Origin of the sequence: Hymenobacter sp. UYCo722, assembly GCF_040547115.1 — a bacterium.
Classification (GTDB): Bacteria; Bacteroidota; Bacteroidia; order Cytophagales; family Hymenobacteraceae; genus Hymenobacter.
Genome location: NZ_JBEPPC010000005.1, coordinates 131,572 through 156,741, shown reverse-complemented (window position 1 = coordinate 156,741; position 25,170 = coordinate 131,572). Strand labels below are relative to the sequence as shown.

General features: G+C 65.0%; 19 protein-coding genes. 11 read left to right on the top strand and 8 right to left on the bottom strand.

Annotated features, from left to right (window positions below; all coding sequences use genetic code 11):
* Positions 1–28 precede the first annotated feature (28 nt).
* Positions 29–1,840 (top strand): DUF885 domain-containing protein, encoded by a 1,812-nt coding sequence (locus ABIB44_RS13735; RefSeq protein WP_354585217.1) that lies wholly within the window; start codon positions 29–31, stop codon positions 1,838–1,840.
* Between the two features lie 15 nt (positions 1,841–1,855).
* On the opposite strand, the gene ABIB44_RS13730 is transcribed toward ABIB44_RS13735, so the two are convergent.
* Positions 1,856–3,310 carry a M20 family peptidase gene (locus ABIB44_RS13730; protein ID WP_354585216.1) on the bottom strand — a complete coding sequence of 485 codons (1,455 nt, stop codon included), beginning with the start codon at positions 3,308–3,310 and terminating at the stop codon, positions 1,856–1,858.
* A 149-nt stretch (positions 3,311–3,459) separates the two neighbouring features.
* Between ABIB44_RS13730 and ABIB44_RS13725 the strand changes: the two genes are divergently transcribed.
* Positions 3,460–4,089, top strand: coding sequence for a flavin reductase family protein (locus ABIB44_RS13725; RefSeq protein WP_354585215.1), 630 nt, complete (start codon positions 3,460–3,462; stop codon positions 4,087–4,089).
* 118 nt (positions 4,090–4,207) lie between these two features.
* Here the strand turns inward: ABIB44_RS13725 and ABIB44_RS13720 are convergent, their stop codons facing one another.
* Positions 4,208–4,546, bottom strand: coding sequence for a hypothetical protein (locus ABIB44_RS13720; RefSeq protein WP_354585214.1), 339 nt, complete (start codon positions 4,544–4,546; stop codon positions 4,208–4,210).
* A 120-nt stretch (positions 4,547–4,666) separates the two neighbouring features.
* Here ABIB44_RS13720 and ABIB44_RS13715 point away from each other — a divergent pair, with 120 nt between their 5' ends.
* From ABIB44_RS13715 to ABIB44_RS13705, 3 genes are all read left to right on the top strand, one after another.
* On the top strand, positions 4,667–5,833 hold the full coding sequence (locus ABIB44_RS13715; protein ID WP_354585213.1) for an esterase/lipase family protein: 1,167 nt from the start codon (positions 4,667–4,669) through the stop codon (positions 5,831–5,833).
* 108 nt (positions 5,834–5,941) lie between these two features.
* Positions 5,942–6,343: a thiol-disulfide oxidoreductase DCC family protein gene (locus tag ABIB44_RS13710; RefSeq protein ID WP_354585212.1), complete on the top strand. Its 402-nt coding sequence runs from the start codon at positions 5,942–5,944 to the stop codon at positions 6,341–6,343.
* 229 nt (positions 6,344–6,572) lie between these two features.
* The gene (locus tag ABIB44_RS13705) at positions 6,573–9,026 is read left to right on the top strand and encodes a reprolysin-like metallopeptidase (protein WP_354585211.1); all 2,454 of its coding nucleotides are present in this window, start codon (positions 6,573–6,575) and stop codon (positions 9,024–9,026) included.
* Between the two features lie 77 nt (positions 9,027–9,103).
* On the opposite strand, the gene ABIB44_RS13700 is transcribed toward ABIB44_RS13705, so the two are convergent.
* Positions 9,104–10,330, bottom strand: coding sequence for a serine hydrolase (locus tag ABIB44_RS13700; RefSeq protein ID WP_354585210.1), 1,227 nt, complete (start codon positions 10,328–10,330; stop codon positions 9,104–9,106).
* A gap of 247 nt (positions 10,331–10,577) precedes the next feature.
* Between ABIB44_RS13700 and ABIB44_RS13695 the strand changes: the two genes are divergently transcribed.
* From ABIB44_RS13695 to ABIB44_RS13685, 3 genes are all read left to right on the top strand, one after another.
* Complete coding sequence (locus tag ABIB44_RS13695) at positions 10,578–11,627, top strand: sensor histidine kinase (protein ID WP_354585209.1); 1,050 nt, start codon at positions 10,578–10,580, stop codon at positions 11,625–11,627.
* On the top strand, positions 11,627–12,364 hold the full coding sequence (locus ABIB44_RS13690; RefSeq protein WP_354585208.1) for a LytR/AlgR family response regulator transcription factor: 738 nt from the start codon (positions 11,627–11,629) through the stop codon (positions 12,362–12,364). The genes ABIB44_RS13695 and ABIB44_RS13690 overlap by 1 nt, the downstream gene beginning before the upstream one ends.
* A 163-nt stretch (positions 12,365–12,527) precedes the next feature.
* A complete protein-coding gene (locus ABIB44_RS13685) occupies positions 12,528–12,872 on the top strand; it encodes a hypothetical protein (RefSeq protein ID WP_354585207.1) in 345 nt (114 codons plus the stop codon).
* A 208-nt stretch (positions 12,873–13,080) separates the two neighbouring features.
* On the opposite strand, the gene ABIB44_RS13680 is transcribed toward ABIB44_RS13685, so the two are convergent.
* From ABIB44_RS13680 to ABIB44_RS13670, 3 genes are all read right to left on the bottom strand, one after another.
* On the bottom strand, positions 13,081–14,196 hold the full coding sequence (locus tag ABIB44_RS13680; RefSeq protein ID WP_354585206.1) for a mandelate racemase/muconate lactonizing enzyme family protein: 1,116 nt from the start codon (positions 14,194–14,196) through the stop codon (positions 13,081–13,083).
* Positions 14,197–14,495: 299 nt separating this feature from the next.
* Positions 14,496–15,098, bottom strand: a complete 603-nt coding sequence (locus ABIB44_RS13675; protein ID WP_354585205.1) for a peroxiredoxin-like family protein — start codon at positions 15,096–15,098, stop codon at positions 14,496–14,498.
* Between the two features lie 239 nt (positions 15,099–15,337).
* A complete protein-coding gene (locus tag ABIB44_RS13670) occupies positions 15,338–18,454 on the bottom strand; it encodes an ATP-binding protein (protein ID WP_354585204.1) in 3,117 nt (1,038 codons plus the stop codon).
* 299 nt (positions 18,455–18,753) lie between these two features.
* Between ABIB44_RS13670 and ABIB44_RS13665 the strand changes: the two genes are divergently transcribed.
* The 3 genes from ABIB44_RS13665 to ABIB44_RS13655 all read left to right on the top strand — a co-directional run bounded on the left by ABIB44_RS13665 (position 18,754) and on the right by ABIB44_RS13655 (position 21,903).
* On the top strand, positions 18,754–19,125 hold the full coding sequence (locus ABIB44_RS13665) for a hypothetical protein (RefSeq protein WP_354585203.1): 372 nt from the start codon (positions 18,754–18,756) through the stop codon (positions 19,123–19,125).
* A 77-nt stretch (positions 19,126–19,202) separates the two neighbouring features.
* Positions 19,203–20,507, top strand: coding sequence for a vanadium-dependent haloperoxidase (locus ABIB44_RS13660; RefSeq protein WP_354585202.1), 1,305 nt, complete (start codon positions 19,203–19,205; stop codon positions 20,505–20,507).
* An 85-nt stretch (positions 20,508–20,592) separates the two neighbouring features.
* The gene (locus ABIB44_RS13655) at positions 20,593–21,903 is read left to right on the top strand and encodes a vanadium-dependent haloperoxidase (RefSeq protein ID WP_354585201.1); all 1,311 of its coding nucleotides are present in this window, start codon (positions 20,593–20,595) and stop codon (positions 21,901–21,903) included.
* Between the two features lie 272 nt (positions 21,904–22,175).
* Here the strand turns inward: ABIB44_RS13655 and ABIB44_RS13650 are convergent, their stop codons facing one another.
* Positions 22,176–22,529 (bottom strand): hypothetical protein, encoded by a 354-nt coding sequence (locus ABIB44_RS13650; protein ID WP_354585200.1) that lies wholly within the window; start codon positions 22,527–22,529, stop codon positions 22,176–22,178.
* 82 nt (positions 22,530–22,611) lie between these two features.
* Positions 22,612–25,068, bottom strand: coding sequence for a glycoside hydrolase family 31 protein (locus ABIB44_RS13645; protein ID WP_354585199.1), 2,457 nt, complete (start codon positions 25,066–25,068; stop codon positions 22,612–22,614).
* Positions 25,069–25,170: the final 102 nt, after the last annotated feature.

The following is a 25,170-nucleotide window of genomic DNA, read 5'->3' as shown; positions in this document are numbered from 1 at the left end:
TCTGAACTATTTAGCCCTACTTTTCAGCATGAAACACCTTTTCCTGGCAGTCATCTTCCTCGCGGGCAGTTCCCTGGCGCAGGCGCAACCCGGCAAAAAGCCCGCGCTCCCGGCTAAAACGACGGCTGCGCCCAAGCTCACCTCGGCCCCGCTGGCGGCGCTGTTCGAGCGCTACCAGGACCGGTCCAACCAGCTCAACCCGCTCGCGGCCACCGCCCAGGGCGACCACCGCTTCGACGACCAGCTGCCCAACGACCAGACCCAGGCCCGGCGCGATACCCTGCGCCAGTTCTACCAGACCTACCTGACCCGGTTGGGCCGGTTCGACCGCACCCGCCTCAACGCCACCGACCAGGTGAGCTACGACATGCTGCGCTACGACCTGACGCAACGGCTGGCGGGCTATCAGTTTAACAACTGGATGATGCCGTTCAACCAGTTTAGCGGGCTGCCCAGCGCCCTGGCCCAGCTGGGGGCGGGCACCGGCGCGCAGCCCTTCAAAACGGTGAAGGACTATGATAACTGGCTGGGCCGGGTGAGCGGCTTCCCGGTGTGGGCCGATTCGGCCCTGGGCAACTTCCGGCGCGGCGTGCGGGCCGGCGTGGTGCTGCCCCAGGTGCTGGTGCCCAAAATGGTGAGCCAGCTGCGCGCCCTGGCCGTAGCCGAACCCGAAAAAAGCCTGTTCTGGGGGCCGGTAAAGGCCCTGCCCGCCAGCTTTTCGGCCGACGACAAAGCCCGCCTGACGGCCGCCTTCCAGGCCGCCATCCGGCGCGACGTGGCCGCCCCCTACCAGCAGCTGGCCGACTTTCTCGAAACCGAGTACCTGCCCCGCGCCCGGTCCACGTCGGGCATTGGGGCGCTGCCGCAGGGCGCGGCCCGCTACGCCTTCGCCGCCGCCGTGGGCACCACCACCACCCGCACCCCGGCGCAGATTCACGCCATCGGCCTGGCGGAGGTGGCGCGCATCAAGGCCGCGATGGAGCGCGTGAAAGCCCAGACCGGCTTCCAGGGCGACCTGAAGGCCTATTTCGAGTTCGTGAACACCGACCCCAAGTTCCGACCCTTCAAAACCGAGCCGGAGGTGCTCGGCGCATTCCGGGCCATTCAGGCGCGCATTGCGCCGGCGCTGCCGCGGCTGTTCAGCCACGTGCCCAAAACCGGGTTTGAGGTGCGGGCCACTGAGGCGTTTCGGGCCGCGTCGGCGTCGGCGCAGTACAACCGCGGGGCTCCCGACGGCTCGCGGCCGGGCATTTTCTACGTGCCGATTCTCGACCCGGCCAAGTTCAACGTGGCCGCCAACCCGGCCATGGAAACGCTGTTTCTGCACGAAGCCATTCCGGGCCACCACTACCAGGTGTCGTTGCAGCAGGAAAACACCAATCTGCCCCGGTTCCGCCGCTTCGGCGGCTATAGTGCCTTCAACGAAGGCTGGGCACTCTACACCGAAAGCCTGGGGCCGGAGCTGGGGGTTTTCAAAGACCCCTACCAACTGATGGGCCACCTGGGGGCCGAAATCCACCGCGCCCTGCGCCTGGTCGTGGACACGGGCCTGCACACCGGCCAGCTCACCCGCGAGCAGGCCATTGCCTACATGCAGGCCAACGAGGCCATCAGCGAGCAGAGCGCCACCGCCGAGGTAGAGCGCTACATGGCCGTACCCGGCCAGGCCCTGAGCTACAAAACCGGCCAGCTCAAAATCAGCGAGCTGCGCGCCCGCTACGCAAAGCAGCTGGGCAAACGCTTCAGCCTGCGGGCCTTTCACGACGAAATCCTGGCCGGCGGCTCCATGCCCCTGGCCATCCTGGAGCAGCACCTGGATGCCTGGGCGGCGCAGCAGTAGGCTGTAAGCAGGGCGCTACTGGCTGTTGCGGATGAGTGTGGCGTAGAACTGCACCATTCTCGGGTAGTTGGCCACGGGCAACCGCTCGTTGCTGCCGTGCATGCTCTCGATGGCTTCCTGGTTCATTTGGGCCGGCAAAAACCGGTACACGTTGGGGCTGAGAGCGGCGTACTGGCGGGCATCGGTGGCCCCCACCACTGCGTAGGGTGCCACGATGGCCTCGGGGAACACGCTGCGAATGGTGCGGTGCAGCTGTTGAAACGGCGCGGCGGCCGGGTCCGACACCGGCGAGGGGGCACTGGAATTGGGCAGGATTTTAATCCTGATTTTCTCATCAGCGATGATGCGGCGCACCTCGCGCACCACGCCGGCCACCGAGTCGCCGAGCAGCAGGCGGAAGTTGATGGTGGCCGTGGCATCAATGGCCAGCACGTTTTCCTTGGCCCCGGCCCGCAGCATGGTGGGGGCCGTGGTGGTGCGCAGGGTGGCGTTGCCGGCGGCGGTACCAGCCATTTTTTTCATAATGAGGGGCGCGAACAGCCAGCGGTTGGCAAATGCCAGGCGCTGGCCCAGCGGCACTTCCGAGGCCAGGTAGTCGAGCAGGTGGTTGTCGGCGTCGAGCCGGGCCGGAAACGGATGCTGCTCCAGCTTGAGCACGGCGGCGGCCAGCTCGCCGATGCTCGTCTGGGCCGGGGGCATGGAGGAGTGCCCACCCTGCCCGGTAGCCGTGAGCTCCAGCGTGAGGTAGCCCTTCTCGCTGATGCCCACCAGCGCCACCGGCCGCTGGACGCCGGGCACGCCGTCGGTTTTCACCAGGCCGCCCTCGTCGAGCAAGAATTCGGGCCGGACGCCGCGCCGGCCCAATTCGGCTGCCATCGCGCCCGCGCCGCGCTGTCCCAGGGTTTCCTCATCGTGCCCGAAGGCCAATAGCACCGTGCGCGCGGGCCGGAAGCCGGTGCCGAGCAGGTACTCCACGGCTTCGAGCTGGGCCAGGACGCTGGCCTTATCGTCGAGCGTGCCCCGGCCGTAGAGGTAGCCGTCGGCCTGGATGCCGGCGAAGGGTGGGTGCGCCCATTTGCCCTCGGTGCCGGGCAGCACGGGCACTACATCGTAGTGGCCCAGCAGCAACACCGGCTTCAGGGCCGGGTTGGTGCCGGCCCAGGTGAAGAGCAGGCCGTAATTGTTGAATTTTTCGAGCTTCAGCTGCGCAAATACCTTGGGAAAAGCCTGCCGCAGGTAGCGGCCGAAGCGGCCGAACTGGGCGGTATCGGTCTGGGCGTAATCGGTGGTGGATATGGTGGGGATGCGCACCGCGCCGGCCAGGCGGGCCAGGGCCGAATCGGCCAGCGGCACGGCCGGCGCGGGGGCCACCCCGGTGAGCTGGTACGAAGGCAGCCGCAGGGTGTTGACCGCCAGCACTACCAGCAACAATAGAATTCCCAGCCCCAGCAGGCGTAAAAAGAAGCGCATAGATTCGCAGAAAGTCAGGTTGTAAAGAGGCCGCCAAGGTAGGCTCAAAAGCGCGTTGCGCGGTTCAGCACCTGGCCTGGCCGAACAATCGGCTGGGCCGACGGTCTTGCCCCTACCTTGTTCCCGTATCCGCTCCCCAACCGCTTACCATGCGCCACCTCACTGCAGCCGACATTGCCGGCTTCGATAAAATCTACCGGCTCAACCTCGTCAACGGCCTGCCAGGCTTCAAGCCCGCCAACCTCGTGGGCACCGCCGCGCCCGACGGCCGCACCAACCTGGCCGTGTTCAGCTCGGCCCTGCACCTGGGCTCCGACCCGGCCCTGCTCGGCATCGTGACGCGGCCCACTACCGTGCCCCGCCACACCTACGCCAACCTCAAAGCCAGCGGCTGCTACACCCTCAACCACGTGCCCGAAGCGTTGGCGGCGCAGGCCCACTACACCTCAGCCAACTTCCCGGACGAAGTATCGGAGTTCGACGCCTGCGGCTTCACGGCCGAATTTCGCGACGACTTTCCCGCGCCCTACGTGGCCGAAAGCACCCTCAGCATTGGCCTGCGGCTGCTGGAGGAGCACCACATCAGCAACGGCACCGTGCTGCTGGTGGGCACCGTAGCGCACGTGTACCTGCGCGACGAGCTACTGCGACCCGATGGCACTCTGGACCTCGCGGCCGCCGGCACGGCCGCCATTTCCGGCCTCGATGGCTACCACGCCGTGTTGCCGCCCGTGCGCTTCGGCTACGCCCGGGTGGGGCAGCGGCCGGTAGCCGAGTAGCACTGCCTGCTTCCGCATCGCCGGTCCGACCGGGGCTGGCTGCGCTGGTCATCAAATTGAACGCAAAAAGCCCGCTACCTCTTCGGCAGCGGGCTTTTTGCAGTTGGCAAACGCCGGCTTATTTCTTGGGCTGCGCTTGGTCGACAGCGCCCATCTGGCCACTGGCGGTCTGGCCGGCGGTGGCACTGGCCCCTGCCGGAGCCGAGTTGAGCTTATCCTGCACGGTGCCTTTTTTGATGGCCGTAGCCGAGCCCTCGCCGATGGGCGTGGTGGCTTTTGGCTGGTTATTGATACTGTCGCGGTCCACGTCGGAACTGTGCCAACCGGGCGGGTTGCTGAAACCGTGGCGAAGCGCGTAATTTTCGCCGGGGCTCCAATGGTATTCGCAGGACGAGAGCGTGGCGGCCAGGGCGAGGCCCGGCAGCAGGGCCAGGGCGGAACGAAAAGAAAGCTTCATGTAGTGGTACTTGGTATTGGGAATGCAAAGTACGTTGATTTCGACCGGAAGGCCAACCTTCTGCCAGTCTTGGCGGTACTTTCGGGGTAACCCGGTGCCGGGTTCGTTTTTCTTTTCGCTATGTCCGACGATTCCGCCCCTAAGCCGCCCTCCCGCTTCCGCCGTGCCCTGGGGGCCGTGGGCAAGGCCGCCCTGCTGCCCGTGCGGGGTGCCAGCTACCTGGTGCGGGTCGGCCAGGCGCACCAGCATTTTTTCCTGCCCGTGCTCAACGGGGCGCTGGGCGACCAGCTGGCGGCCCGCTTCGACCCGCGCGCTATTCAAATGAGCTTCCGGCGCGGTGGCTACGACGTAGCCGTGACCGACCTGGGCCTGGTCGAAACCCGCCAGAAAACCGTCGTTTATATCCACGGCCTGATGGGCGACGAGCTCATCTGGCAAACCGGCTTTCAGGATGCGGCGGGCAGCCGCCGCTACGGCCCGCGCTTGGCCGAGGAAACCCACAGTCGCGCCCTGTACCTGCGCTTCAACTCGGGCCTGCACCTCTCCGAAAACGGCCGCGAGCTCCACCGCCTGCTCACCGAGCTGGTTGAAACCTGGCCCGATGCCATTGGCGAGCTCGTGCTGGTGGGCCACAGCATGGGCGGGCTCATTATCCGCTCGGCGGGCTATTACGCCAGCGAGATGGGAATTAAAAATGAAGAATTAAAAATTAAAAGTGAGCCTGTTTCAACCCCAAAATCTGAGGAAGAATTCTTCATTCTTCATTCTTCATTTTTAATTGAAAAAGCGCCCTGGCTGGCTCACCTCCGCTCCATCTTCCTCATCGGCACGCCCAACGATGGCTCGTGGCTTGAGCAAAACTCGCACTTCACGGCGCGGCTGCTGGAACGCATCAACCTGTTTCCGACGCGCTTCCTTAGCAAGGCCCTCAACCAGCGCAGCAACGGCATCAAGGATTTGCGCTATTCGATTCTGGTAGATGAGGATTGGCAGGATGCCCACGCCGACGACCTCACGCCACCGCGCACGCCCGTGCCGCCGCTGCCCGGCGTGCAGTACCATATTCTGATGGGCTCGTGGCTGCGCGCCACCCGGCCCTCGGCCCTGCGCGAATACTTCGGCGATGGCCTGGTGGGCCACGGCAGCGCCCGGGGCCACGCCACGTTTGGCGATGAGGCCACGATGCCGGCCGGGTCCGGCGTGCGCACCACCGTGTTCAGCCAGCAGCACCACGGCGGCCTGCTCAGCCATCCGGAGGTTTTTCAGTACCTCAAGCAGTGGGCGTAGTCAGTGGTTAATTATCAATGGTCAACGGTTAATGATTAATCGAATTCCTTGCGCTTACCATTCCCGGATTTCATTAACCGTTGACCATTAATCATTAACCATTAAAAAATGACTCTCATCCTCTTCGACGGCGTGTGCAACCTCTGCAGCGGCTTCGTGCAATTCATTATTCAACACGACGCGGCCAGCCGCTTCCGGTTCGCGGCGCTGCAAAGCGCGGCTGGGCAGGCCGTGCTGGCCGCGCACGGGTTTGACGCGGCTACGATTGCGGCCGAACCCGAATCGGTGCTGCTGGAACTGAACGGCCGGCTGTATTCGCACTCCGATGCCGTGCTGCGCATTGCCCGCGAGCTGGGCGGGCCGTGGCGGCTGCTGGGGGTGGGCCGGCTGCTGCCCCGGACCTGGCGCGATGCCGCCTACCGCTTCGTGGCGCGGCACCGCTACCGCTGGTTTGGACGACAGGAGAGCTGCTGGCTGCCCACGCCCGAGCTGAAAGCACGGTTTCTGTAGCCATCCCCCTCCCCTCTGGTCGGGTGGCATCATTCCAACATATATTTTGATAAATTGAACAAAAACACGACAGGCAGTGCATTAACTGTTTATCAGCGAACTATTATAGCATTTTCGGGGATATAGCAGGCGACGGCCGGCAGGATGTTCAGGAGTTTGAGGAGTGTGCGCGACCCCAAAAACTGCTGAAACCGGCCCGCTGGCCGTCGCCTCACTCTTTCTCCGAGCTATGATAAAAATTCGTTCACTGGCGGCTGCACTGGCAGCTTTGGCCCTGAGCCCGGCGGCCTGGTCGCAAACCGCCCCGCCACTTTGGCAGCCCGCCCCCACCCCACCGGCCCGCAGCGGCACCAGCCCCGAGCCCGGCTCCTGGTTCACCCTCGATGCCAAACAATTGGCCGTCCGCCTGGCCGCTGCCCCCCTCGAAACCCGGCCCGCCGACGCCGTCGTGCTGGAGTTGCCCTACCCCGATGGTACCCTGCACCGCTTTGCCATCACGCACGTGCCGGTGCTGGCCCCAGCCCTGGCGGCCCGCTTCCCCGAGATTCAGACCTACGCCGGCCGTGGCCTCGATGAACCCACGGCCACGGTGCGCCTCGAAACGGCCCCCGGGGGGTTGCACGCCCAGGTGCTGCTGCCCGGCGGCGAGGCCGTAGCCCTAGGGCTGGACCCAGTGGCCCCCGGCCGCTACCACAGCCGCGCCGAAACCATTCCGCCTTTCGATTGCCGGGCCCTGACGGTACCCGGCCAGGCGGCCCGGCCCCAGGCGGGCGCAGGCGCGGCCCCGCCGGCACCTTATGGCAGCCAGCTGCGCACCCTGCGCCTGGCCCTGGCCGCTACCGGCGAGTACGTGCAGAACCTGGGCGGCGGCACCGTTGCCGGCACGATGGCCAGCATGGCCACGCTGGTGAACTCCCTTAATGCCGTGTACGAGCGCGAGCTCGCGCTCCGGCTGCAGCTGGTGGCCAACAACAACCTGCTGGTTTACACCGATGCCAGCACCGACCCCTACGACAATTCCAGCCCCTCGGCCCTGATGGATGCCAACCGGTCCGTCGTTGACCGAGTGATTACCAGCGCGGCCTACGACGTGGGCCACGTGCTGGGCTACCGCGGCAACGGCTACTCGGGCGTGGCTTACGTGGGCGTTATCTGCAACAGCACTTACAAAGGCGGGGGCGCTTCTACCGGCTACTCGGCGGGAGCCATGACCGCGGTGATGACGCACGAAGTCGGCCACCAGCTGGGGTCGGCGCACACCTTCAACGGCGACCAGGGCAACTGCGGTGGCGGCAACCGCAGCGCCACCACGGCTTACGAGCCCGGCGCGGGCAACACCATTATGTCGTACGACTCGCGCTGCTCGCCCGATAACGTGGGCAGTGGCATCAATTACTTTCACGCGGGCAGCCTCACCGATATTATCCCACGGCTGGCCTGCGCCAGCACCAGCGCCAGCGGCAACCAGCCGCCCAGCCTGACGGTGCCCGCCAGCAACACCTACACCATTCCGGTGGGCACCCCCTTCGCCCTGGCCGGCACCGGCACCGACCCCGATGGCGACGCACTTTCCTACTCCTGGGAGGAGCTGGATTTGGGCAATGCTTCGGGCCTGGCTGCGGCACCAACCGATGCGTCGGGTCCGCCGCTGTTTCGCAGCTTTGCACCGGTGGCCAGCGCCACGCGCACCTTTCCGTCGCTCGCGAATATTCTCAGCGGCACGGTTTCCGTGAGCGAGCAGCTGCCGCAGGTGGCCCGCCCGCTCAACTTCCGCCTCACGGCCCGCGACAACCGCGGCGGCGTGGCCGGGGCCAACGTCGTGCTGGCGGTGGCCGCCGCCGGCCCCTTCACCGTTACGGCACCCAGTGGGGCCCTCACGGCCGCGCCGGGCAGCAACTACGCCCTCACCTGGAACGTGCTGGGCACCGACCAGGCCCCGGTGAGCTGCGCCTATGTGCAGGTGCTGTTTTCCAGCGATGGCGGCCTCACCTTCCCCACGGTGCTGCTGGCCAGTACGCCCAACGACGGGGCGGCCACGGTGCGCCTACCCGGCGCAACCACCACGCAGGGCCGCCTAAAAATTCAGGCACTCAACAACGTTTTCTTCGCCGTCAACAACACCAATATCACCCTGGCCGGCACGCCGCTACCCGTCGAGCTAGCAGCCTTCACCGCCGAAGTCCGGGGCTCCGTAGCGCATTTGGCCTGGACGACCGCCTCCGAGAAAAACAACGCTGGCTTCGAAGTCGAAGCCTCGGCCGACGGGCGCGCCTTCCGCCGGCTGGGCTGGGTGGCCGGGCAGGGCAGCAGCAGCGCCGCCCACACCTACCAGTTCGACGACGGCACCCTGACTACCGCGCCCGGCCCGCTGGTGTACTACCGCCTGCGCCAGCTCGACACCGATGGCACGGCCACGTTCTCGCCGGTGCGCACGGTAGCCGTGCCCGCCGGCCGCACCGCCCAGCTGCAGCTGTGGCCCAACCCGGCCCACGGCACGGTATCGGTGGGTGGCTTGGCCCCCGGCGAGGCAGTGCAATTACTGGACCTGGCCGGCCGCGTGCTGCTCAGCGCCGTGCTGCCGGACGCCGGTGGCCCCTTGCAGCTGACGCTGCCGGCCGGCCTCGCCCCCGGCATGTACGTGGTGCGCAGCGGCCGCCAGTCGCGCCGCCTGGCCGTGGAGTAAGCCCCCAGAGTTGCGCCTACCCGAACCGCCCGCCGCGCCCGCTGTATTCGGGAGTGGCGGGCGGTTTTGCGTGGGTCCTATTTCGGAGGCTCCGTTTTCCGCCGCAGCTCGGCCTCGTACACGCGCCGGCCCAGGTCGCGTAGGAAGGGAAAGCCGATGCTGTCGTACTCGTATTTATCGTCGTTCAGCACGCCGTCGGCATTCACGTAGAGCACGGCGCTGAGCAGGAACTCGACGCCGTGGGCCTCGTCCTGCACGTAGGCATTGTCGATGAGAAAGCCGTAGGCCTGCCCGATTTTATTGAACACCCGCACGCCCGGCGGCAGCGGGGCCAGCCCGGCCCCACCCAGCAGAAACTTAACGTAGGTATCGGGGTAATGGGCCACATCGTAGCGCGGGTGCGCGCTCTCGCGCGGCAGCTCCGAAAGGGCCGCGCGCAGCCGGGTGTAGTCGTCGGGCGCGAGGTGCAGGCGGCGAGCCGGCGGCACGGTTTCGGGGAATAAAATGGTGCGCAGCAGCTGCTGCTGGTCGGGCAGTGAAAAAGCATTTTTCTGGCTGAAATCCAGCGGGCCGGCTATTTTTTGGTCGCCCTTGAGATAGGCCTGGCCGATGGCCTCGCCGTGCAGGCCAAGCTGGGGCCAGGAGCCGGCGTAGTAGCCGGCCGGCTGCTGGTAGCGCAGCTGCGTAGCCGCCGTGTCGGCAAGGAAGCGGACGGGGTTGGTGTGGCGGCTGCCGGGCTCCTGGTCGCCCACCGACAGGCGGTGCAGCAGGCGGCTGCCGCGCAGGCCCAGCCGGGCCAGCTCGCGGTTCAGCTCCTCGGGGCCCACAAACTCGTACAGCCGGTTGAAAGCATCGTTGTCGCTCACGATGAGCGCCTTGCGCACGTAATTACCCACGGTGGGCCGGCCGCCGCCGGCACTGCTGTCGCGCCGCACCTGCGTCTGGCCCGCGAAGGCCGAATCAGTGAGCATGGGCGAGTCGGGGCCGAGGCTGGGATGCTGCGCACCCAGCGCCCGCAGCTTTTGCAGGGCCAGCGCGGCGGCGGCGAGCTTCACGGTGCTGGCGGGGTAGAAGTATGCACGGGGCCGCACCCGGTAGCCGTACGAGCGGAAGTGCGGCTGGCCCGCCGCGTCGCGCCGGATGCGGGTATAGAGAATTTGCAGGTGGTATTGCGCGGGCCGGGCCAGCACCCGGCCCAGGCCGGCCGTGTCGTGGCGCAGTACCTGGCGCAGGACGTTGGCCCGGCCCTGGGCGCGGGCGGCAGCGGGGCCGGCCAGCAGCAGCAGGAGCAGGAACTGGCGCATCAGCAGGAATACGGGGAAGGCATCATGCGGCCAAATATAGCCGGCGCGGGGGCCGCCGTTGGTACCGCCCAACGGGGCGTTGGTGTAATAATATTGGGAGGCTTCAGGCGCGGCGATAGGTTTGTTTCAAGTTTCGGCGCGCGAGCCCTGGCGGGGCCGGGCAGGTGGCCCGCGCCCCTTTTCACTGTTCTACACCGCCTGTTTTATGAGCACCTTTACGCTTTCGCCTCCTCCCCGCCCTTTTTCTATGTTCCTGCCTACAGCCCGCGCCAAAACCGTTTTGCTGCATGCAGGCGTTTGGCTGGCGTATTATTTTTACGAAGTTATTTTCATCCTGCTCGTGGGCCTGCAGATGCCCTCCCTTTGGGATACCTTGCTCAACTGGACGCTGCACGCCGCCCTGGTGTATGCCAACGCCCTGTGGCTGTTTCCAGCGTTTCTCATTCGGCGGCGTTTTACTGCTTACCTGCTCGGCCTACTGGGCGTGCTGGTGGTTTACGGCGGGTTGCGCTACCTGCTAAACGCGTTGCTGATGCCGCTGTTAGTAGCTCATCCCATACAGGAAGTCGACCTGTCCAAGTTGAGCATATTCCTGGCTCAGACCTACTACCGGGCCATGTTGTTTCTGGCCTACAGCATGGTGTATGCCTATGCCAAGCACGCCATTGGCCTGCAAAAGCAGCTGCGCGAGCAGGAGCACCAGCTGCGCATGCAGGAACGCAGCCTGCTGGAGGCCGACATCGCCTTCCTCAAGAGCCAGATTAACCCGCACTTCCTCTTCAACGCCCTCAACTTCCTCTACGCCCAGGTTTACCCGCTGTCCGAGCCCACGGCCAAGAGCGTGCTGCTGCTTTCCGACATCATGCGCTACGCCCTGAACGAGGGCGGCGAGCAGGGCAAAGTGATGCTGGAAAAGGAGGTGCAGCACCTGCGCAATTACTTGGCCCTAAACCAGCTGCGCTTTGGCCACAACCTGCAGGTCGAGTTCGAGGTGGCTGGCAGCACCCAATATCTGATGATTCTGCCGCTGGTGCTCATCACCTTCGTCGAGAACTGCTTCAAGCACGGCGAGCTGTTTGATGCGCGCAACCCGCTGCTGCTGCGCCTCACGGTGCGCGACAACGAGCTGGAACTGTACACCCGCAACTACAAGCGCACCGGCCCCATCGAGCATTCCACCGGCATCGGGCTCGCCAACACCCGCCGCCGCCTCGATGCCGTGTACGCCAACCGCTACCGCCTAGCCATCGCCGACGAGCCCGACTCCTACACCGCCCACCTGCACCTTTCGCTCTAGTGATTTCCTGCCTGATTGTTGACGATGAGCAAGCCGCCATCGATATTCTGCGCCAGTACGTGGAGAAAACGCCGTTTCTGACCTTGGCCGGTACCACCACCAACCCCATTGATGCCCTGCGCCTGGTGGCCACCCAACCCGTCGATTTGGTGTTTCTCGACATTCACATGCCCCAGCTCTCGGGGCTGGAGGTGCTGCCGCTGCTGCGCGGCAAGTGCCAGGTTATTTTCACCACGGCCTACAGCGAGTTTGCCGTGCCCGCCTTCGAGCTCGAAGCCCTCGACTATTTGCTCAAGCCCATTGCCTTCGAGCGCTTCGTGAAGGCCAGCCAGAAGGCCCTCAAGGCGCAGGCCCCGGTGGCGGTACCCATAGCTCCCGCGCAGCTGCCCGACGACTATATTTTCGTGAAGGGCGACAACAAGGGCCACATGCGCAAAGTGGCTTTCAACGATATTGTGTACGTGGAGGGGCTGAAAAACTACGTATCCATCTACACCGAGCAGGAGCGCATCATCACCCTGCTCAACATGAAGGATTTGCAGGAGCGCCTGCCGGCCGCGCAATTTATGCGGGTGCACAAGTCCTACATCGTATCGCTCGACAAAATAAAGGCCCTCGACGGCAACCTGATTCTCTTCCGCGACGGCAAGGCCACCGCCCCGCTCGGCGACACCTATCGCCGGGGTTTCTTCGAGGCCCTGCAGCGCCACGTGGTGGGCGGCAAAAGCGGCGAGTAGTCCCCGGGCATTTCATCAGAATGGCCCCGTTCGTCCTCCATGTTACCGGGTTGGTGTAATATTCTGGCAAGCTGGAAATACGCCGCCTAGGTTTGCTTCGGGTTTGGGCATGCGCCGAACCCATCCTCTGAAAACGGCTTTTCTCACCTCTCCTTTCTGCATCATGGCTTTCCTTTCCATTTCGCTCCGGGCCTCATTCGTGCTGCTGCTGCTGGCGGCTGCTCCCCGCGCCGGCCGCGCCGCCGGCCCCGCGCCCTGCACGCCCATCGTGGCCCAGCCCAAGGCCGCCCCGGCCGCTGCCGCCGCTCAGGAACCCACGGCCCGGCCGGCCGAGCGGCCCGCTAGTACTGTGGCCCAGCAGCTCACGCTCCAGCTTGGGCCTTTCCAGCTGCGCTACTTCGCCCACGCCGACCACCCCACCGTGTTCGACCGCCTGCTGTTCCGCTCGCGGGTGGCGGCGCTGGCCCGGCAGGTTGCCAGCGGCAACGGCCCGCGCCTGCCCTTCTGAGCGCCACGCCCGTAGCGCCCGTTTTTCCTTTTTCCTTTTCCACATTTCCCTTCCGGGCCTTCGTGCCCGGCCCTGCTCCGCAACGATTTCAAGCGGCTTTACCCGGCCGCTGCAGCTTACAAAAGAGGCGTTCCATGAGCGCCTCTTTTGCGTTGAAACCGGCGGCAAGCGTCTCGTGCTGTGGGGCTCCACGCCAGCACGCCGCACCTCAAAAATGCACCTGTTCGGCTTTGCGCAGCCAGGCTTCATCAATTGTCGCGCCCAGCCCGGGCCCGGTCGGCAGCTCAATCACCCCACCCGGGTGGTAACGGATGCCGCCCACCACGGGGTCGGCCGTGAACATAAGGGGCGTGTCGAAATCGCAGTAGTGAATGGCCGGGTTGCTCAGGGCCAGGTGGGCGGCGGCCGTCATGCCCAGCCGCGATTCGAGGAAGCCGCCCACCTGCAGCGTGAGGCCGGCCGCCTCGCCCAGCCGCGCAATTTTTTGGGCGCGGTGGAAGCCGGAGGATTTACCCAGCTTGATATTCAGCAACTGGCAGGCCTGCAGCTGGATAAGACGGGCCGCATCGTACTCATCGCCGCAGCTTTCGTCGGCCATGATGGGGATGGGCGAGGCCGCCCGCACCCGGCTCAGCTCCATAAAATGCTGGCGCAGGATGGGCTCTTCGCAGTGCTCTATGTTGAATTTGCCCAGGGCCTGCAGCACGGCAATGGCATTGTCGGCCGTGGCCCAGCCCTGGTTGGCATCCACGCGCAGCGGGTGCGCGGGGCCAATGCCGGCCCGAATGGCGCTAATCCGGGCCACATCCTCCGCCAGCGTCCCGCCCAGCTTCACCTTGATGGCCGGAAAGCCCTCACGCTGAAACCGCACGGCATCGGCCTGCATTTTGGCCGGTGGGCCCAGGCTCACGGTCATGTCGGTGGTGAGGATTTTGTTGTTTTTGCCCCCCAGAAAGGCGTAGAGCGGCAGGCTCGCGTGCTGCGCCGCAATGTCATGCAGGGCAATATCGAAAGCGCTTTTGATGCTGCTGTTGCCGTAGATGATGCGGTCGAGCTCGGCCAGATTGCCGGCCAGGTCCAGCGCGTCGCGGCCCTTGAGCGCCGGCGCGAAATACTGGCCCACGATGAAGCAGGTATCCACGCTCTCGCCGTTGATGGTGAGAAAGGGGCTGCACTCGCCGTAACCGGCGTGTCCATCGGCCGTGCGCAGCACCACGATGATGTTCTCGACCGACCGCAGCAGCCCGAGCGAGATAACGAATGGCTCGCGCAACGGCACCAGCAGCTTGTAGATACTAATGGCTTGAAGGGTGGTACCGGGCATAATCGTCAGGCGGAGCGTGCGGCCGCAAATGACGATGCCCTGCCGGAATAAAGCAATTCCGACAGGGCTCGTGGTACCTGGCCAACTGGCGCAAGCTACCCGGGTACCCCAACTTTAGTGCGCCGGTATTGTTCAGCGCCAGAGCTTTACCGGCTCAAAATCATTCAGCGCATCGTGTCAGGATTCCGTTACCGGGACTACGGCACAATGCGCTGTACTCCTACCATCAGCACGGCCCGACCATCCGCACCGGCCATCGCCTGCCAGGTCCCGGCCGCCCCCAAAAAGGCCCGGTATGGCTACTGCCCCAACGCCCGCGCCACCTGCCGCACACTCACGCGCTGGCGGTAGTCGGGGTTGAAATAAGCAAACCGGATAATGCCATCGCGGCCAATGATATAGGTGGCCGGCACCGGCAGCACCTCGGTGGCGGCCCCGTTGGCCTTTTGCAAATCGACCCCAAAGCCTTTGTACTTGGCCACGGTGGCCGGGTCGACGGTGAACGCCGTGTGGTAGGCTTTCATGATGGAAAAATCCTGGTCGTGCACGATGGGAAAGGTAGCCTTGGTTTTGGCCACGGTTTTGCCAATATTGTCCGCCGTTTCGGGCGTTACCACCACCACCTGCGCCCCTTGGCGGGTGAGGACGGCCAGGGAATCCTGCAGCTGGCTCAGCTCTTTGCTGCAATACGGGCACCATTGTCCCCGGTAGAAATAGAGCACCACCGGCCCTTTTTTCAGGAGCCGGGCGAGCTCAACCGGCTGGCCGGCGGCATCGGTGCCCTTAAAAGCCGGGGCCCGGTCACCCACGGCCAGCGCCGAGGCCGTGAGGGGAGCAGTCGTCTGGGCCAAGGCCGGCGCGGCGAAGAGCAGCGCGCCGGCTAATAAAGCAAGTGTGTTCATAAAAAGCGTGTTTGTCAGGCAAAGCAACCTGATTGATGCTGCATCTGACGGGGGCCGGCTACCAACCTTACACCCTGGCCGAATATATTCGCCGGAAAGCGGTGCTTTGGCCGGGTTCGGCAGCGAAGTCAGGGACGCCGGGCGCAACCCGATTTCTGCTCCCGCTCGCATGCCTGAAGTTGGCGCGTTGCCGCCCGTTACCCCGAGGCTATCGCCCGCTGCGGCATCGGAAAGGCCCGCTACGCCACCACCGATGCCCGGCGGCGGGTTTCACTGGGGGCGTAGCCGAAGTGGTGCGAGAAGCTGGTGGAGAAGTTGGCCGGGTTGCCATAGCCCACCTGATAAGCGGCTTCGGCCACCGTCGCCGTGCCGCCCGCCAGCAACTCGTGGGCGCGGGTGAGGCGGATGAGGCGGATGAAATCGCCGGGGGCCTGCCCGGTGAGGGCCTTAAGCTTGCGGTGCAGCTGGGTGCGGCTCAGGGCCAGCGTGCGGGCCAGGGTTTCCACATCGAGGGTTTCGTCGTCGAGGGCCTCCTCTACGGCGGCCCGCACCCGGGCCAGAAAGGCCTCTTCTATCGTGGGTGGGCCGGGCGGCGGGGCGTCGGCCAGGGCACGGCGGTAGGCGGCCTGCAGCTGCTGGCGGCACCGCACGAGGTTGCGCAACTGGGAAAGCAGCTCCTCGCGCCGGAAGGGTTTGGTGAGGTAAGCGTCGGCTCCGGTGTCGAGGCCCTGGAGCCGGCTGGGCAGGTCGGCCTTGGCCGTGAGCAGCACCACGGGAATGTGGCTGGTGCGCTCGTTGTGCTTCAGGACCCGGCACACGCCATAGCCGTCGAGCAAGGGCATCATGGCGTCGGTGAGCACGAGGTCGGGCAAGTGCTCGCCGGCCAGGGCCACGCCGGCTTCGCCGTTTTCGGCTTCGAGCAAGTGGTAGTCGGGGGCCAGCACGGTGCGCAGGTAGGCCCGCATGTCGGCATTGTCTTCGATAATGAGCACCAGGGACCTTTCCGGGGCCTCCGGTAGCGCTGGCTCAGGAGGACCGGGGACGGTCTCAGACACGGTTTCGGCGGCCTGTGGCGGGGGCTTTGGGGCCCCAGCGGCGGGTATCGGGGCGGCTTCAGTGGCTGGTAGCAGCGGCAGGCGCACGGTGGCGGTGGTGCCGCGGCCCGGTTCGCTGGCCAGCGCAATGGTGCCGCCGTGCAGCTCCACCAATTCCTTGGTCAGGGCCAGGCCGATGCCAGTGCCTTCGTGGGCGCGGGTGTCGGAGGCATCGGCCTGGTAAAAGCGGTCGAACACGTGTGGCAATTGTGCCGGGGCAATGCCGCGGCCGGTGTCGCGCACCGTTAGCTCCAGCCAGCCGGGGGCATCGGGGGCCCCGGCCACGCGCAGCAACACGGCCACCTCGCCGGCGCTGGGCGTGAACTTGAAGGCGTTGGAAAGCAGGTTGACCACCACTTTTTCCAGTTTATCGGCGTCAAACCGGGCGGTCAGGGCCGGGGGGTCAGCTTCGAATGAATACGCGATGCCGCGCTGCTCGGCCAACGACTCGAACCCGCCCACTAGCCCGCGCACGAAGCTCACCGCCTCACCCGGGGCGAGGCACAAGGCCTGCTGACCGGCTTCGAGACGACTCAGGTCGAGGAGCTGGTTGATTAGGTGCAGCAGACGCTGGGCGTTGCGCTCCACCAGCTGGGCCTGTTGGCGGGTGGCGGGCTCGCGGGTGTCGGCCGCTATTTGAGCCGCGGGCCCGAGCATGAGGGTGAGCGGGGTGCGGAACTCGTGGGTGATGTTGGTGAAGAAGCGCGACTTCTCCTGGTCCAGGGCCCGGAGGCGGTCAGCCTGCACCGTAATCTCGTCGCGCTGGGCGGCCAGGGCGTGGTTTTGGTGGCTGATTTCCTCGGTGCGGGACTGCACGGTGGCCTCGAGGCGCTCGTTTTGGGCGCTTACCAATTGGCGGCGCTCAGTTTCCAGGGCAAGGGTGTGGGCCGAGAGCTGCTCGACCTGCCGCAGCTGCGTTTCCAGGCCGCGGCGGGTGGTGGCAAACTCGCGGGCCAGGTACGCCGACATGCACACGGGCAAAACCAAGAGCCCCAGTTGAATAACAAGCTGTTGAGTCAACGTGAGGTAGCCGGGCCACAAGCCGAACAGGTCCCAGAAAGCAAAAATGTACACCAGAATGGTGGCTAAGAAGCCCAGGGCCACCAGCTCCACGCCCGGCCGCCGCTGCCACAGGGCGCGGCCCAGCACCCGCAGCATATCGAGCCAGGGCACCAACATCAATCCAAGGAAGACCAGCGGAGGACGCTGGTTGACGAACGCCGGCTGCACCATGGCCAGTTGGGCCGCGCCCGCCAGCCCCAGCAGCCCCAGCCAGCGCCGGGTGAGGCGCACCTGGCACACCGAGTAGATGAATACCAGCAGCAGAAGGGGGCTCAGCACCTCGCTCGCCTGGGAACCCAGGTGGACCCACCAGCGCGCGTCCTCGTCCGTGAGGGTGACCCGCAAATAATGCATCAGGCTGGTGCCCGCGGCTACGCCCGTATAGAGGCTATAGTACAGGTTAGCGCGTTGGGACCGGTAGAACAGAAACAGAAACAAGTGCAACAGGGCCAGCACCCCAGTGGCCACCATCACAAACAGGTGGAGCATATCCCGGCGCTCAGTGTCAATAATTTGGGCCAGGGTATGCCTGGGCGAGCCTACCCAGAGGGAGAACCCGGCTTTGTTGAATGCCCACTTGCCAAACTTGGCGTAGCGGACGGCCAGCAGGTGCGGGCCGGCGGTGCCGAGCACAAAAGACAGCGTTTCGTGACGCGGAAAGAAGCCCTTGGTGGTTTCCAGCGACGGACCCACTGTCCCGTAGCGGACTAGCAGCCGGCCATCGAGGTAGATTTCCGAGGCCCCTTCGTGCAAGACGCGCAAGCCCAGCGGCTGGCCCAACAAAGCCGAATCGAGGGTAAAATGCAGGCGAAAGCAGCCCGTGCCATGCCAGCCGGGCGGGCTCGCGCCCGTTTGAAACTGGGTGTAGGCCAACAGCCAATCCCGGTCGTTGGTCGCGGGGCTGGCCCAGCCCGGCGGCAGACCGGGCCGGTAGCGCCAGCGCACCGGGGTTTGCTTGCTCATGTCCAAGGTGTTGACCAACGCCACGGTGAAGTGCGTTTGGGCGCTATCGGGCGAAGCGGAAACGACGGCCGCCCGCGGGTTGGGTTGGGCGGGGGCGCTCAGCCCGTGCAGCAGGCAGCACCCGAGGAGCAGGCCGGTCAGGCAGCGGGTTTTCATGGGCAGCAGCCCGGCCGGGGCCGGGCGTGAGAGGAGGCTGCCGCGGGGCTGGCCACCGTTGAGCCACTGCGGGCAGGGCATAATAATAAATATAAATAATTATTAATAAATAAATGCTATTTCCCGGACCGTGGGCTTCGCCGCCGGGGCTTCGCAACCAGCCCAAACGCCTTTGCAACCTGCGCAAACGCCCCCGCTACGTGGGCAATGGATTTTGTGCGCTCCGCAAATGCCCATCGGCGCGGGGGCTTCGTGCTTTGCAGTGGTTCAAATCACTCCACCAATCACCCCGTTTTTCGCTTGCTGCCGCCATAAAAGCCCGCCTCCCCGCCCTGCCCCGCCGTCCCCTATTTCTCCCGCCTTCATCTCCCCATTGGATTATGAAAACCACCTTATTCCTGCGTCTGGCCGGCGGGCTGTTGCTGCTCTTCGGCTCGCTTGCGGGCCACGCCCAGGGCCCGCCGCCCGCCGCCCTACCCGGCTACTGGAACCTGGAAATCAACCGCACGACCCGCGACTACACCATCGTGCGCTTCTACGGCGGCCAGGACCGGCTTGTGCACGAAGAGCGGCTGGCAAGCCTCTGCCTCGACCTGGCCCGCCCCGGCCGCCGCTCCCGCCGCACCACCCACCAACTCAACCAAGCCCTGGCCCGCGTGCTGCACGGCCCCGCGGCGGCCCTGGCCCCCACAGTGCTGGCACAGCAACTTGGCCAGGACCGCCGCCTGCAACACCTGTACGCCACCCGCTAGGCTACCCGGCCCGCCCGGCAACGCAACCCAGCCTGGCAACCCCTTCATTTCCAACCACCTTTTCAAACTGATTTTTTATGAAAAACCTGCTTTTACGCCCCGCCCTTGCGCTGCTGGCCGCGGGCATTTTGCTGGCCACGTCTTGCCATAAAGACGCGACCGAGGGCCCCGAGTCCGGGCCAGTGAGCCCCGCCGCCGTGTTGGCCTGGAACCAGGCCGGTACCGTGGCCGTCACGCGCCTGACCAATCCGGCCACCGGCTTCTTCGTGCTGCCCCACATCGAGGCGCGGGTGTACGCCATCGAGAACCTGGCCATGTACGACGCGCTGAATAACATCCAGCAAAAAAACGCACCCTACGCCTTGCGGGGGCCCTTGGTGCCCACCGCCGCACCCGATGCCGCGGTGGCCGCCGCCGCCCACGACGCGTTGGTGGCGCTGCTGCCCGCCCAAAAAACCTACGCCGATTCGCTCTACCAGGCCGCGCTGGCAAAAATCGGCGACGGCGACGCTAAAACCCAGGGCGTGGCCCTGGGCCAGGCCGCCGCCAAGGCCGTGCTGGCCCAGCGCGTAGGCGATGGCGCGGATGCCGCCCAAACGCCGTTTCCGATTGGTACCAACCCCGGCGACTATCAGTACACGCCGCCTTTCGACGGGCCCCCATTCAACGGTTTCTACGCCCTGGCGGGGTGGAAAGACGTGAAGCCGTTCGCGCTGACGACCGCCAACCAGTTCCGGCCCGGGCCCCCGCCAACGCTGGCTTCGGCGGCCTATACGGCCGATTTCAACGAAGTAAAGGACTTGGGCGGCGCGACCAGCGCCACCCGCACCCCCGACCAGGCCGCCAGCGCCCTGTTTTGGCTCGACAACTCGCCCCTGACCTGGAACCGCGTGGCCCGCACCGCGCTGGCCGCCCAGCCCGCCGACGCCTACGCCACCGTGCGGCTGCTGGCCCTGGTGCAAATGGCCGAAGCCGACGCCTACGTGGCCATGTGCGATGCCAAGTACACCTACCGGCGCTGGCGGCCCATCACCGCCATTCGCCTGGCTGGCACCGACACCAACCCCGACACCGCACCCGACGCGGCCTGGCTGCCGCTGGCCTTTCCCAACCCGCCCGACGCCGAATACCCGTCGGGCCACGCCATGGCGGGCGGAGCCGCGGCAGCCGTGCTCCAAAGCTATTTCGGCACCGACGCCGTGCCGTTTTCCCTCACCAATAACGCTCGCAAAACCCGGAGCTACACCAGCTTCGGGCAGGCGGCCACCGAAAACTCCCTCTCGCGACTGTACGCCGGGTACCACTTCCGCAGCTCCACGGTGCAGGGACAGGCTACGGGCACCCAGATTGGGGCGTACGTGGCGGCCAACGCGCTGAAGTGACACCGGCGCACGGCCGGGCCCCGTAGCGCCACGCCCGGCAGGAAGCAAGTATCATCCATAAAGCTCACTAAAACAACGCTTTTCCATGAAAATTTCTCAATATTTTGGCTCCCGCTTGCGCTTGCGCTGCTCGGGCTTGCTGCTGCTGGGGGCCCTGCTGGCCACCGCTTGCCAGGACGACGAGACCACCGCCTCTCCTCCGCCTAGTGCCCCGGTGTATTCGGGCGACGTGGTGTCTTCGTGGCTTACCATGCAGCTGAAGCTGGCCCTAACCGCGCCGGGCGGCCCCGGGGCCGCGCCGCGCCGCTATGCCTACAGCAGCATTGCCCTGTACGAGGCCGCGGTCCCGGGCCTGGCGGGCTACCAGTCCATCGCGCCGCAACTCAACGGCTTGGGGGGGCTGCCGGCCGTGACGCCCAACCTGGCCTACTACTGGCCGGCGTGTGCCAACGCGGCCGCAGCGGCCATGAGCCGCACGCTGTACCCCACCGCTTCGGCCGCCGGCAAAGCCACCATCGATTCGCTGGAAGCAGTTACTGCTGCCGCCTACAAAGACCAGCCGGCGGATGTGCTGGCCCGGTCGGCGGCGTTTGGCCAACAGGTGGCGGCTGCCGTTTTCGCGTGGTCGAAAACCGATGGCAGCGACGACGCCACGCCTTATACGCCCCCGGTGGGCGTGGGCTTGTGGGTGCCCACGCCGCCGGCGTTTGCCCCGGCGGTACTGACCAACTGGGGCCGCTGCCGCCCGCTGGTACTGAACAGCGACGCCGGGGCCGACCAGGGCCCCCCCACCCCGTATTCGACCAGTCCCACGTCGGCGTACTACGCACAGGCCAAGGAAGTGTCAGACATCGGGCTTGCCCTCACGGCCGAGCAGCGCACCATTGCCTTGTTCTGGAATAATAACTCCTGGCACAACGTCCTGCGCCAAGTGCTGGACACGCAAAAGCCCTCCCTAGATGCGGCCGCCGCGGCGTTTGCCCAGGTCAGCATTGCCATGTCGGACGCGACAATCAGCCTGTTCAAGAGCAAGTACCAGTACAACGCCGGGCGGCCCATTACCTACATCCGCACGGTGATGGGCCAGCCCGGCTGGAACACGCTGATTCCGACCCCGCCCCATCCCGAATACCCGGCAGGCCACTCCGTTACGTCGGGCGCGGCAGCCGAGGCCCTCACCCTAGTGTTTGGGGCCAACTACAAGTACACGGACAAGCCCTACAACATCGCGGGCGTGGTGCCGCGCCCCTTCAACTCGTTCGACGAGGCGGCCACCGAGGCCGGCGTTTCGCGGGTGTACGGTGGCATTCACTACCGCAAAACGACCGAAGTGAGCCTGCTGCAAGGCAAAACCATTGCCCGTAATGTTGCGGACAAGCTAAAATTCAAAAAGTAGTTTTCTTACCCGGGTCCGCAACAGTGGCTTTGGTGGCGAAGCAGCAGGAGCCTAGCGTGGCCATTAAATGAGCAGCCGCAAGGCCTCCGCTACACAACTACCGATGCCCGCCAATACGAAAACTACCTGATGACCGACATACCCGCGCCGGCCGCGCCAGGCAAGGCGTAGTTGTTGGATGGGTTGAAAGGAAACAGGGCACCCCGTGGGGTGCCCTGTTTTGGTTTTATAATATTAGCTGGTCGAATTGGTGCGCGCCAACGGGCTGCCTACTATTTGGTAAAGCCCAAAGCAAGCATGGCCGGCAAATCGGCGGGTTGTACCGTACCCTCCAGCACTAAGCCCGTTGTGCAGGAGCAAGCGTTGCAAACCATACCAGCATTTTTGACGCTGGCTTGGGGCTGGTGCAGCGTCAGACCCTGCTGTGCTAGATAGGTTTGAGCCGCAGCTACGAGTTGTTGTGTGCTCTGGGCTTGGCCCCAGCGGTCGGAACATTGGGTTTGGGCGTAGCGTACTGCCACCAAATCTGGTGCAGGATTTTTTTCTTCGGAGGTGCAACTCATAGTTCCTATGACGCATAGGATGCCGAGCAGCAAACCAGTAAATCGGGCAAGTTTCAGGTTCATGAGGAAAGGAATCTGGCGTTCTATTTCCTTGACCTACAAGGCAGTCTGAAAGTTGCATTCCAAATTCAATGTTCTAAGAAACTTAAGCGGCCGGAGTAGCGGAAGCAACCGCTACCCGCACCTCTCCAAACCCCACCGGCACCACCAAACCAGGCAGCACCAGCCCCGTTTCCAGCGCTGCTTCGGTTACTTCGGCGGCCTGGCCGTCGGCAGTTACTTCGATAGTGCCGGCCACGCCGTGCAGCACCACGCGGTAGGTAGAGTAGCTGGGCGCATAGTCGCCTTCGATGGTTTGGGTGAGCACGAGGCCGGTGGCCGAGCCGGTGACGGTAAAGCGGCGCACGGTGCGCTGGCCGTCCTGGTAGGCGTAGCCTTCGCCGCCGTCGTCGTAATGCACGGTTTCGGCGGTGCCGTTTTTGTAGTAGACGTGCAGGGTGAGCTCCTCGATGGCGCGTTCGCCCACGTATTGCAGCACGGGCTGCATGGTGATGACCGCGCCGGCCTTGACGAAGAGCGGAATGCGGGTGAGGTCGGCCGCCGCCCAGACCTCGCTGCCCCCGGCCTGGGGCGCGTCGGTCCAGTAGTAGAACCAGTCGCCGCGGGGCAGGTACATCCAGCGGCCATCGGCCCCGGGTTGGGTGATGGGGCAGACGAGCAGGTGGTCGCCGAGGCCGAATTCGGCCATGCGCAGGTAGGTTTCGGTGTCGTTCTGGTCGAGGAAGGTGAGCGGGCGCAGCATGGGCGTACCGTGGGTGGCGTACTGCCAGAAGGCGGTGTACACGTAGGGCAGCAGGCGGTAGCGCAGCTCGATGAAGTGGCGGGCCAGGTCGGTTACCTCGTCGCCGAAGCTCCAGGGCTCCTGGTCGCCGTGGTCGCCGGAGGAGTGGGTGCGGAAGAACGGGTGGAAGGCCCCCAGGGCAATCCAGCGGGCGTAGAGCTCGCCGGTGGGCGAGTCCACGAAGCCGCCAATGTCGGAGCCGATGAAGCTGAAGCCCGAGATGCTCAGGCGCTGGCACTGAATGTTGGCCAGCCACAGGTGCTCCCAGCTGGCGATGTTGTCGCCGGTCCAGCCCGAGGAGTAGCGCTGGCCGCCGCTATAGGTGCTGCGCGTGATGGTAAAGGGCCGGTTGGGGAAGCTGAACCGCTTTACGCCGTCGTTGGTGGCGCGGGCCATCTGCATGCCGTAAATGTTGTGCGCCTTCTGGTGCGAGGCCCAGTGGCCGTCGTAGTCGAAGCGCACGTCGGGCGGGAACGTGCCTTTTTCGAACACCGCCGGCTCGTTCATGTCGTTCCACACGCCCTTTACGCCGATGTCCTGAATCAATTCCTGAAACAACCCCGCCCACCACTCGCGCACCCGGGGCGCGGTGAAATCGGGGAAGTTGCAGAGGCCGGGCCAGACGGAGCCTTTCATCAGCGGGCCATCGGCGCGGCGGCAAAAGTAGTCGTTGGCCACGCCCTCTTTGTACACCGAATACTCGGGGTCAATCTTGATGCCGGGGTCGATGATGACGATGGTTTTGAAGCCGTCGGCGGCCAGCTCCTGCACCATGCGCTTGGGCTCGGGGAAGTGCGCCTTGCTCCAGGTGAAGCAGCGGTAGCCCTCCATGTAGTCGATGTCGAGGTAGAGCGCATCGCAGGGAATTTTGCGGTCGCGCAGGCCACTCGCAATCTCCTTCACGTTGCTTTCCGGGAAATAGCTCCACTTGCACTGGTGGTAGCCCAGCGTCCAGAGCGGCGGCAACTCGGGCGGGCAGGTGAGCAGGGTGTATTCCTGGGTTACCTCCAGCAGCGTGGGGCCGTAGATGAAGTAGTAGTTCAGCTCGCCGCCCTGGGCCCAGAAGCTGGTCACGTCGGCGCGCTCGGCGGCGAAGTCGAAGTTGGCCTTGAAGGTGTTGTCGAAGAAAATGCCGTGTCCGATTTTCTGATGCAGTACGTGGTAGAACGGAATGTTCTTATACAGCGGGTCGGAGCCCTTCACGTAGCCGTAGGTATCGGAGCCCCAGTTGGTGAAGCGCTTGCCGCGCAGGTTCATGTTGTCGGGCTTGTCGCCGAGGCCGTAGTAGTGCACGCCGGCGGGCACCTGCTTGCTCATCTTCACGATGTCGTTGCCGGTGTCGTAGTCGTACTCCCAGTGGAAGCCCTTCTCATCATCGCTCAGGATACTGCCGGAGCGGTCGAGGACGCGGGTTTTCAGGTTTTCCTTCTGCACGATGCAGATGAGGCGCTCGGTGGTGATGCGGTAGTGGTCGGGCTTTTCGCGGAACTCGACCAGCGCGGGGGCCAGGCGCGAGACGGCATCGGCGGGCACGGCGTAGGAAAAATCGGGCGACAGCGGCCCATCGGTGAGGTAGCGGAAGCGGATAATCTTGTCGCTGAGAACGTGCAATAAGAGCCGCACGCCGTTCTGGCAGTTGAAGAGGAAGCGGTTGTTATCAAGCTCGTCGGCCCGGATAATTTCGCCGGGATAATGTTCCTGGTGGCTTTGGGCCGCCAGGTCGTTCACCATGTAGTTATTTTCCTGAATGGAGGTATCCATAAGCTAATTCTAAACAAAAGGCAAAAGCATCGGCTAATGTCCCTAAAAGAAGTCCGGGCCAGCCGGTTGGGGTCGGATTAAGGTTGCAAGTTACTTTTGAAT

What these genes read in the sequence shown, in the direction of transcription:
- ABIB44_RS13735 (WP_354585217.1), top strand. Translation starts at nt 29, where the DNA reads ATGAAACACCTTTTCCTGGCAGTCATCTTCCTCGCGGGCAGTTCCCTG.
- ABIB44_RS13730 (WP_354585216.1), bottom strand. Translation starts at nt 3,310, where the DNA reads ATGCGCTTCTTTTTACGCCTGCTGGGGCTGGGAATTCTATTGTTGCTG.
- ABIB44_RS13725 (WP_354585215.1), top strand. Translation starts at nt 3,460, where the DNA reads ATGCGCCACCTCACTGCAGCCGACATTGCCGGCTTCGATAAAATCTAC.
- ABIB44_RS13720 (WP_354585214.1), bottom strand. Translation starts at nt 4,546, where the DNA reads ATGAAGCTTTCTTTTCGTTCCGCCCTGGCCCTGCTGCCGGGCCTCGCC.
- ABIB44_RS13715 (WP_354585213.1), top strand. Translation starts at nt 4,667, where the DNA reads ATGTCCGACGATTCCGCCCCTAAGCCGCCCTCCCGCTTCCGCCGTGCC.
- ABIB44_RS13710 (WP_354585212.1), top strand. Translation starts at nt 5,942, where the DNA reads ATGACTCTCATCCTCTTCGACGGCGTGTGCAACCTCTGCAGCGGCTTC.
- ABIB44_RS13705 (WP_354585211.1), top strand. Translation starts at nt 6,573, where the DNA reads ATGATAAAAATTCGTTCACTGGCGGCTGCACTGGCAGCTTTGGCCCTG.
- ABIB44_RS13700 (WP_354585210.1), bottom strand. Translation starts at nt 10,330, where the DNA reads ATGCGCCAGTTCCTGCTCCTGCTGCTGCTGGCCGGCCCCGCTGCCGCC.
- ABIB44_RS13695 (WP_354585209.1), top strand. Translation starts at nt 10,578, where the DNA reads ATGTTCCTGCCTACAGCCCGCGCCAAAACCGTTTTGCTGCATGCAGGC.
- ABIB44_RS13685 (WP_354585207.1), top strand. Translation starts at nt 12,528, where the DNA reads ATGGCTTTCCTTTCCATTTCGCTCCGGGCCTCATTCGTGCTGCTGCTG.
- ABIB44_RS13680 (WP_354585206.1), bottom strand. Translation starts at nt 14,196, where the DNA reads ATGCCCGGTACCACCCTTCAAGCCATTAGTATCTACAAGCTGCTGGTG.
- ABIB44_RS13675 (WP_354585205.1), bottom strand. Translation starts at nt 15,098, where the DNA reads ATGAACACACTTGCTTTATTAGCCGGCGCGCTGCTCTTCGCCGCGCCG.
- ABIB44_RS13670 (WP_354585204.1), bottom strand. Translation starts at nt 18,454, where the DNA reads ATGCCCTGCCCGCAGTGGCTCAACGGTGGCCAGCCCCGCGGCAGCCTC.
- ABIB44_RS13665 (WP_354585203.1), top strand. Translation starts at nt 18,754, where the DNA reads ATGAAAACCACCTTATTCCTGCGTCTGGCCGGCGGGCTGTTGCTGCTC.
- ABIB44_RS13660 (WP_354585202.1), top strand. Translation starts at nt 19,203, where the DNA reads ATGAAAAACCTGCTTTTACGCCCCGCCCTTGCGCTGCTGGCCGCGGGC.
- ABIB44_RS13655 (WP_354585201.1), top strand. Translation starts at nt 20,593, where the DNA reads ATGAAAATTTCTCAATATTTTGGCTCCCGCTTGCGCTTGCGCTGCTCG.
- ABIB44_RS13650 (WP_354585200.1), bottom strand. Translation starts at nt 22,529, where the DNA reads ATGAACCTGAAACTTGCCCGATTTACTGGTTTGCTGCTCGGCATCCTA.
- ABIB44_RS13645 (WP_354585199.1), bottom strand. Translation starts at nt 25,068, where the DNA reads ATGGATACCTCCATTCAGGAAAATAACTACATGGTGAACGACCTGGCG.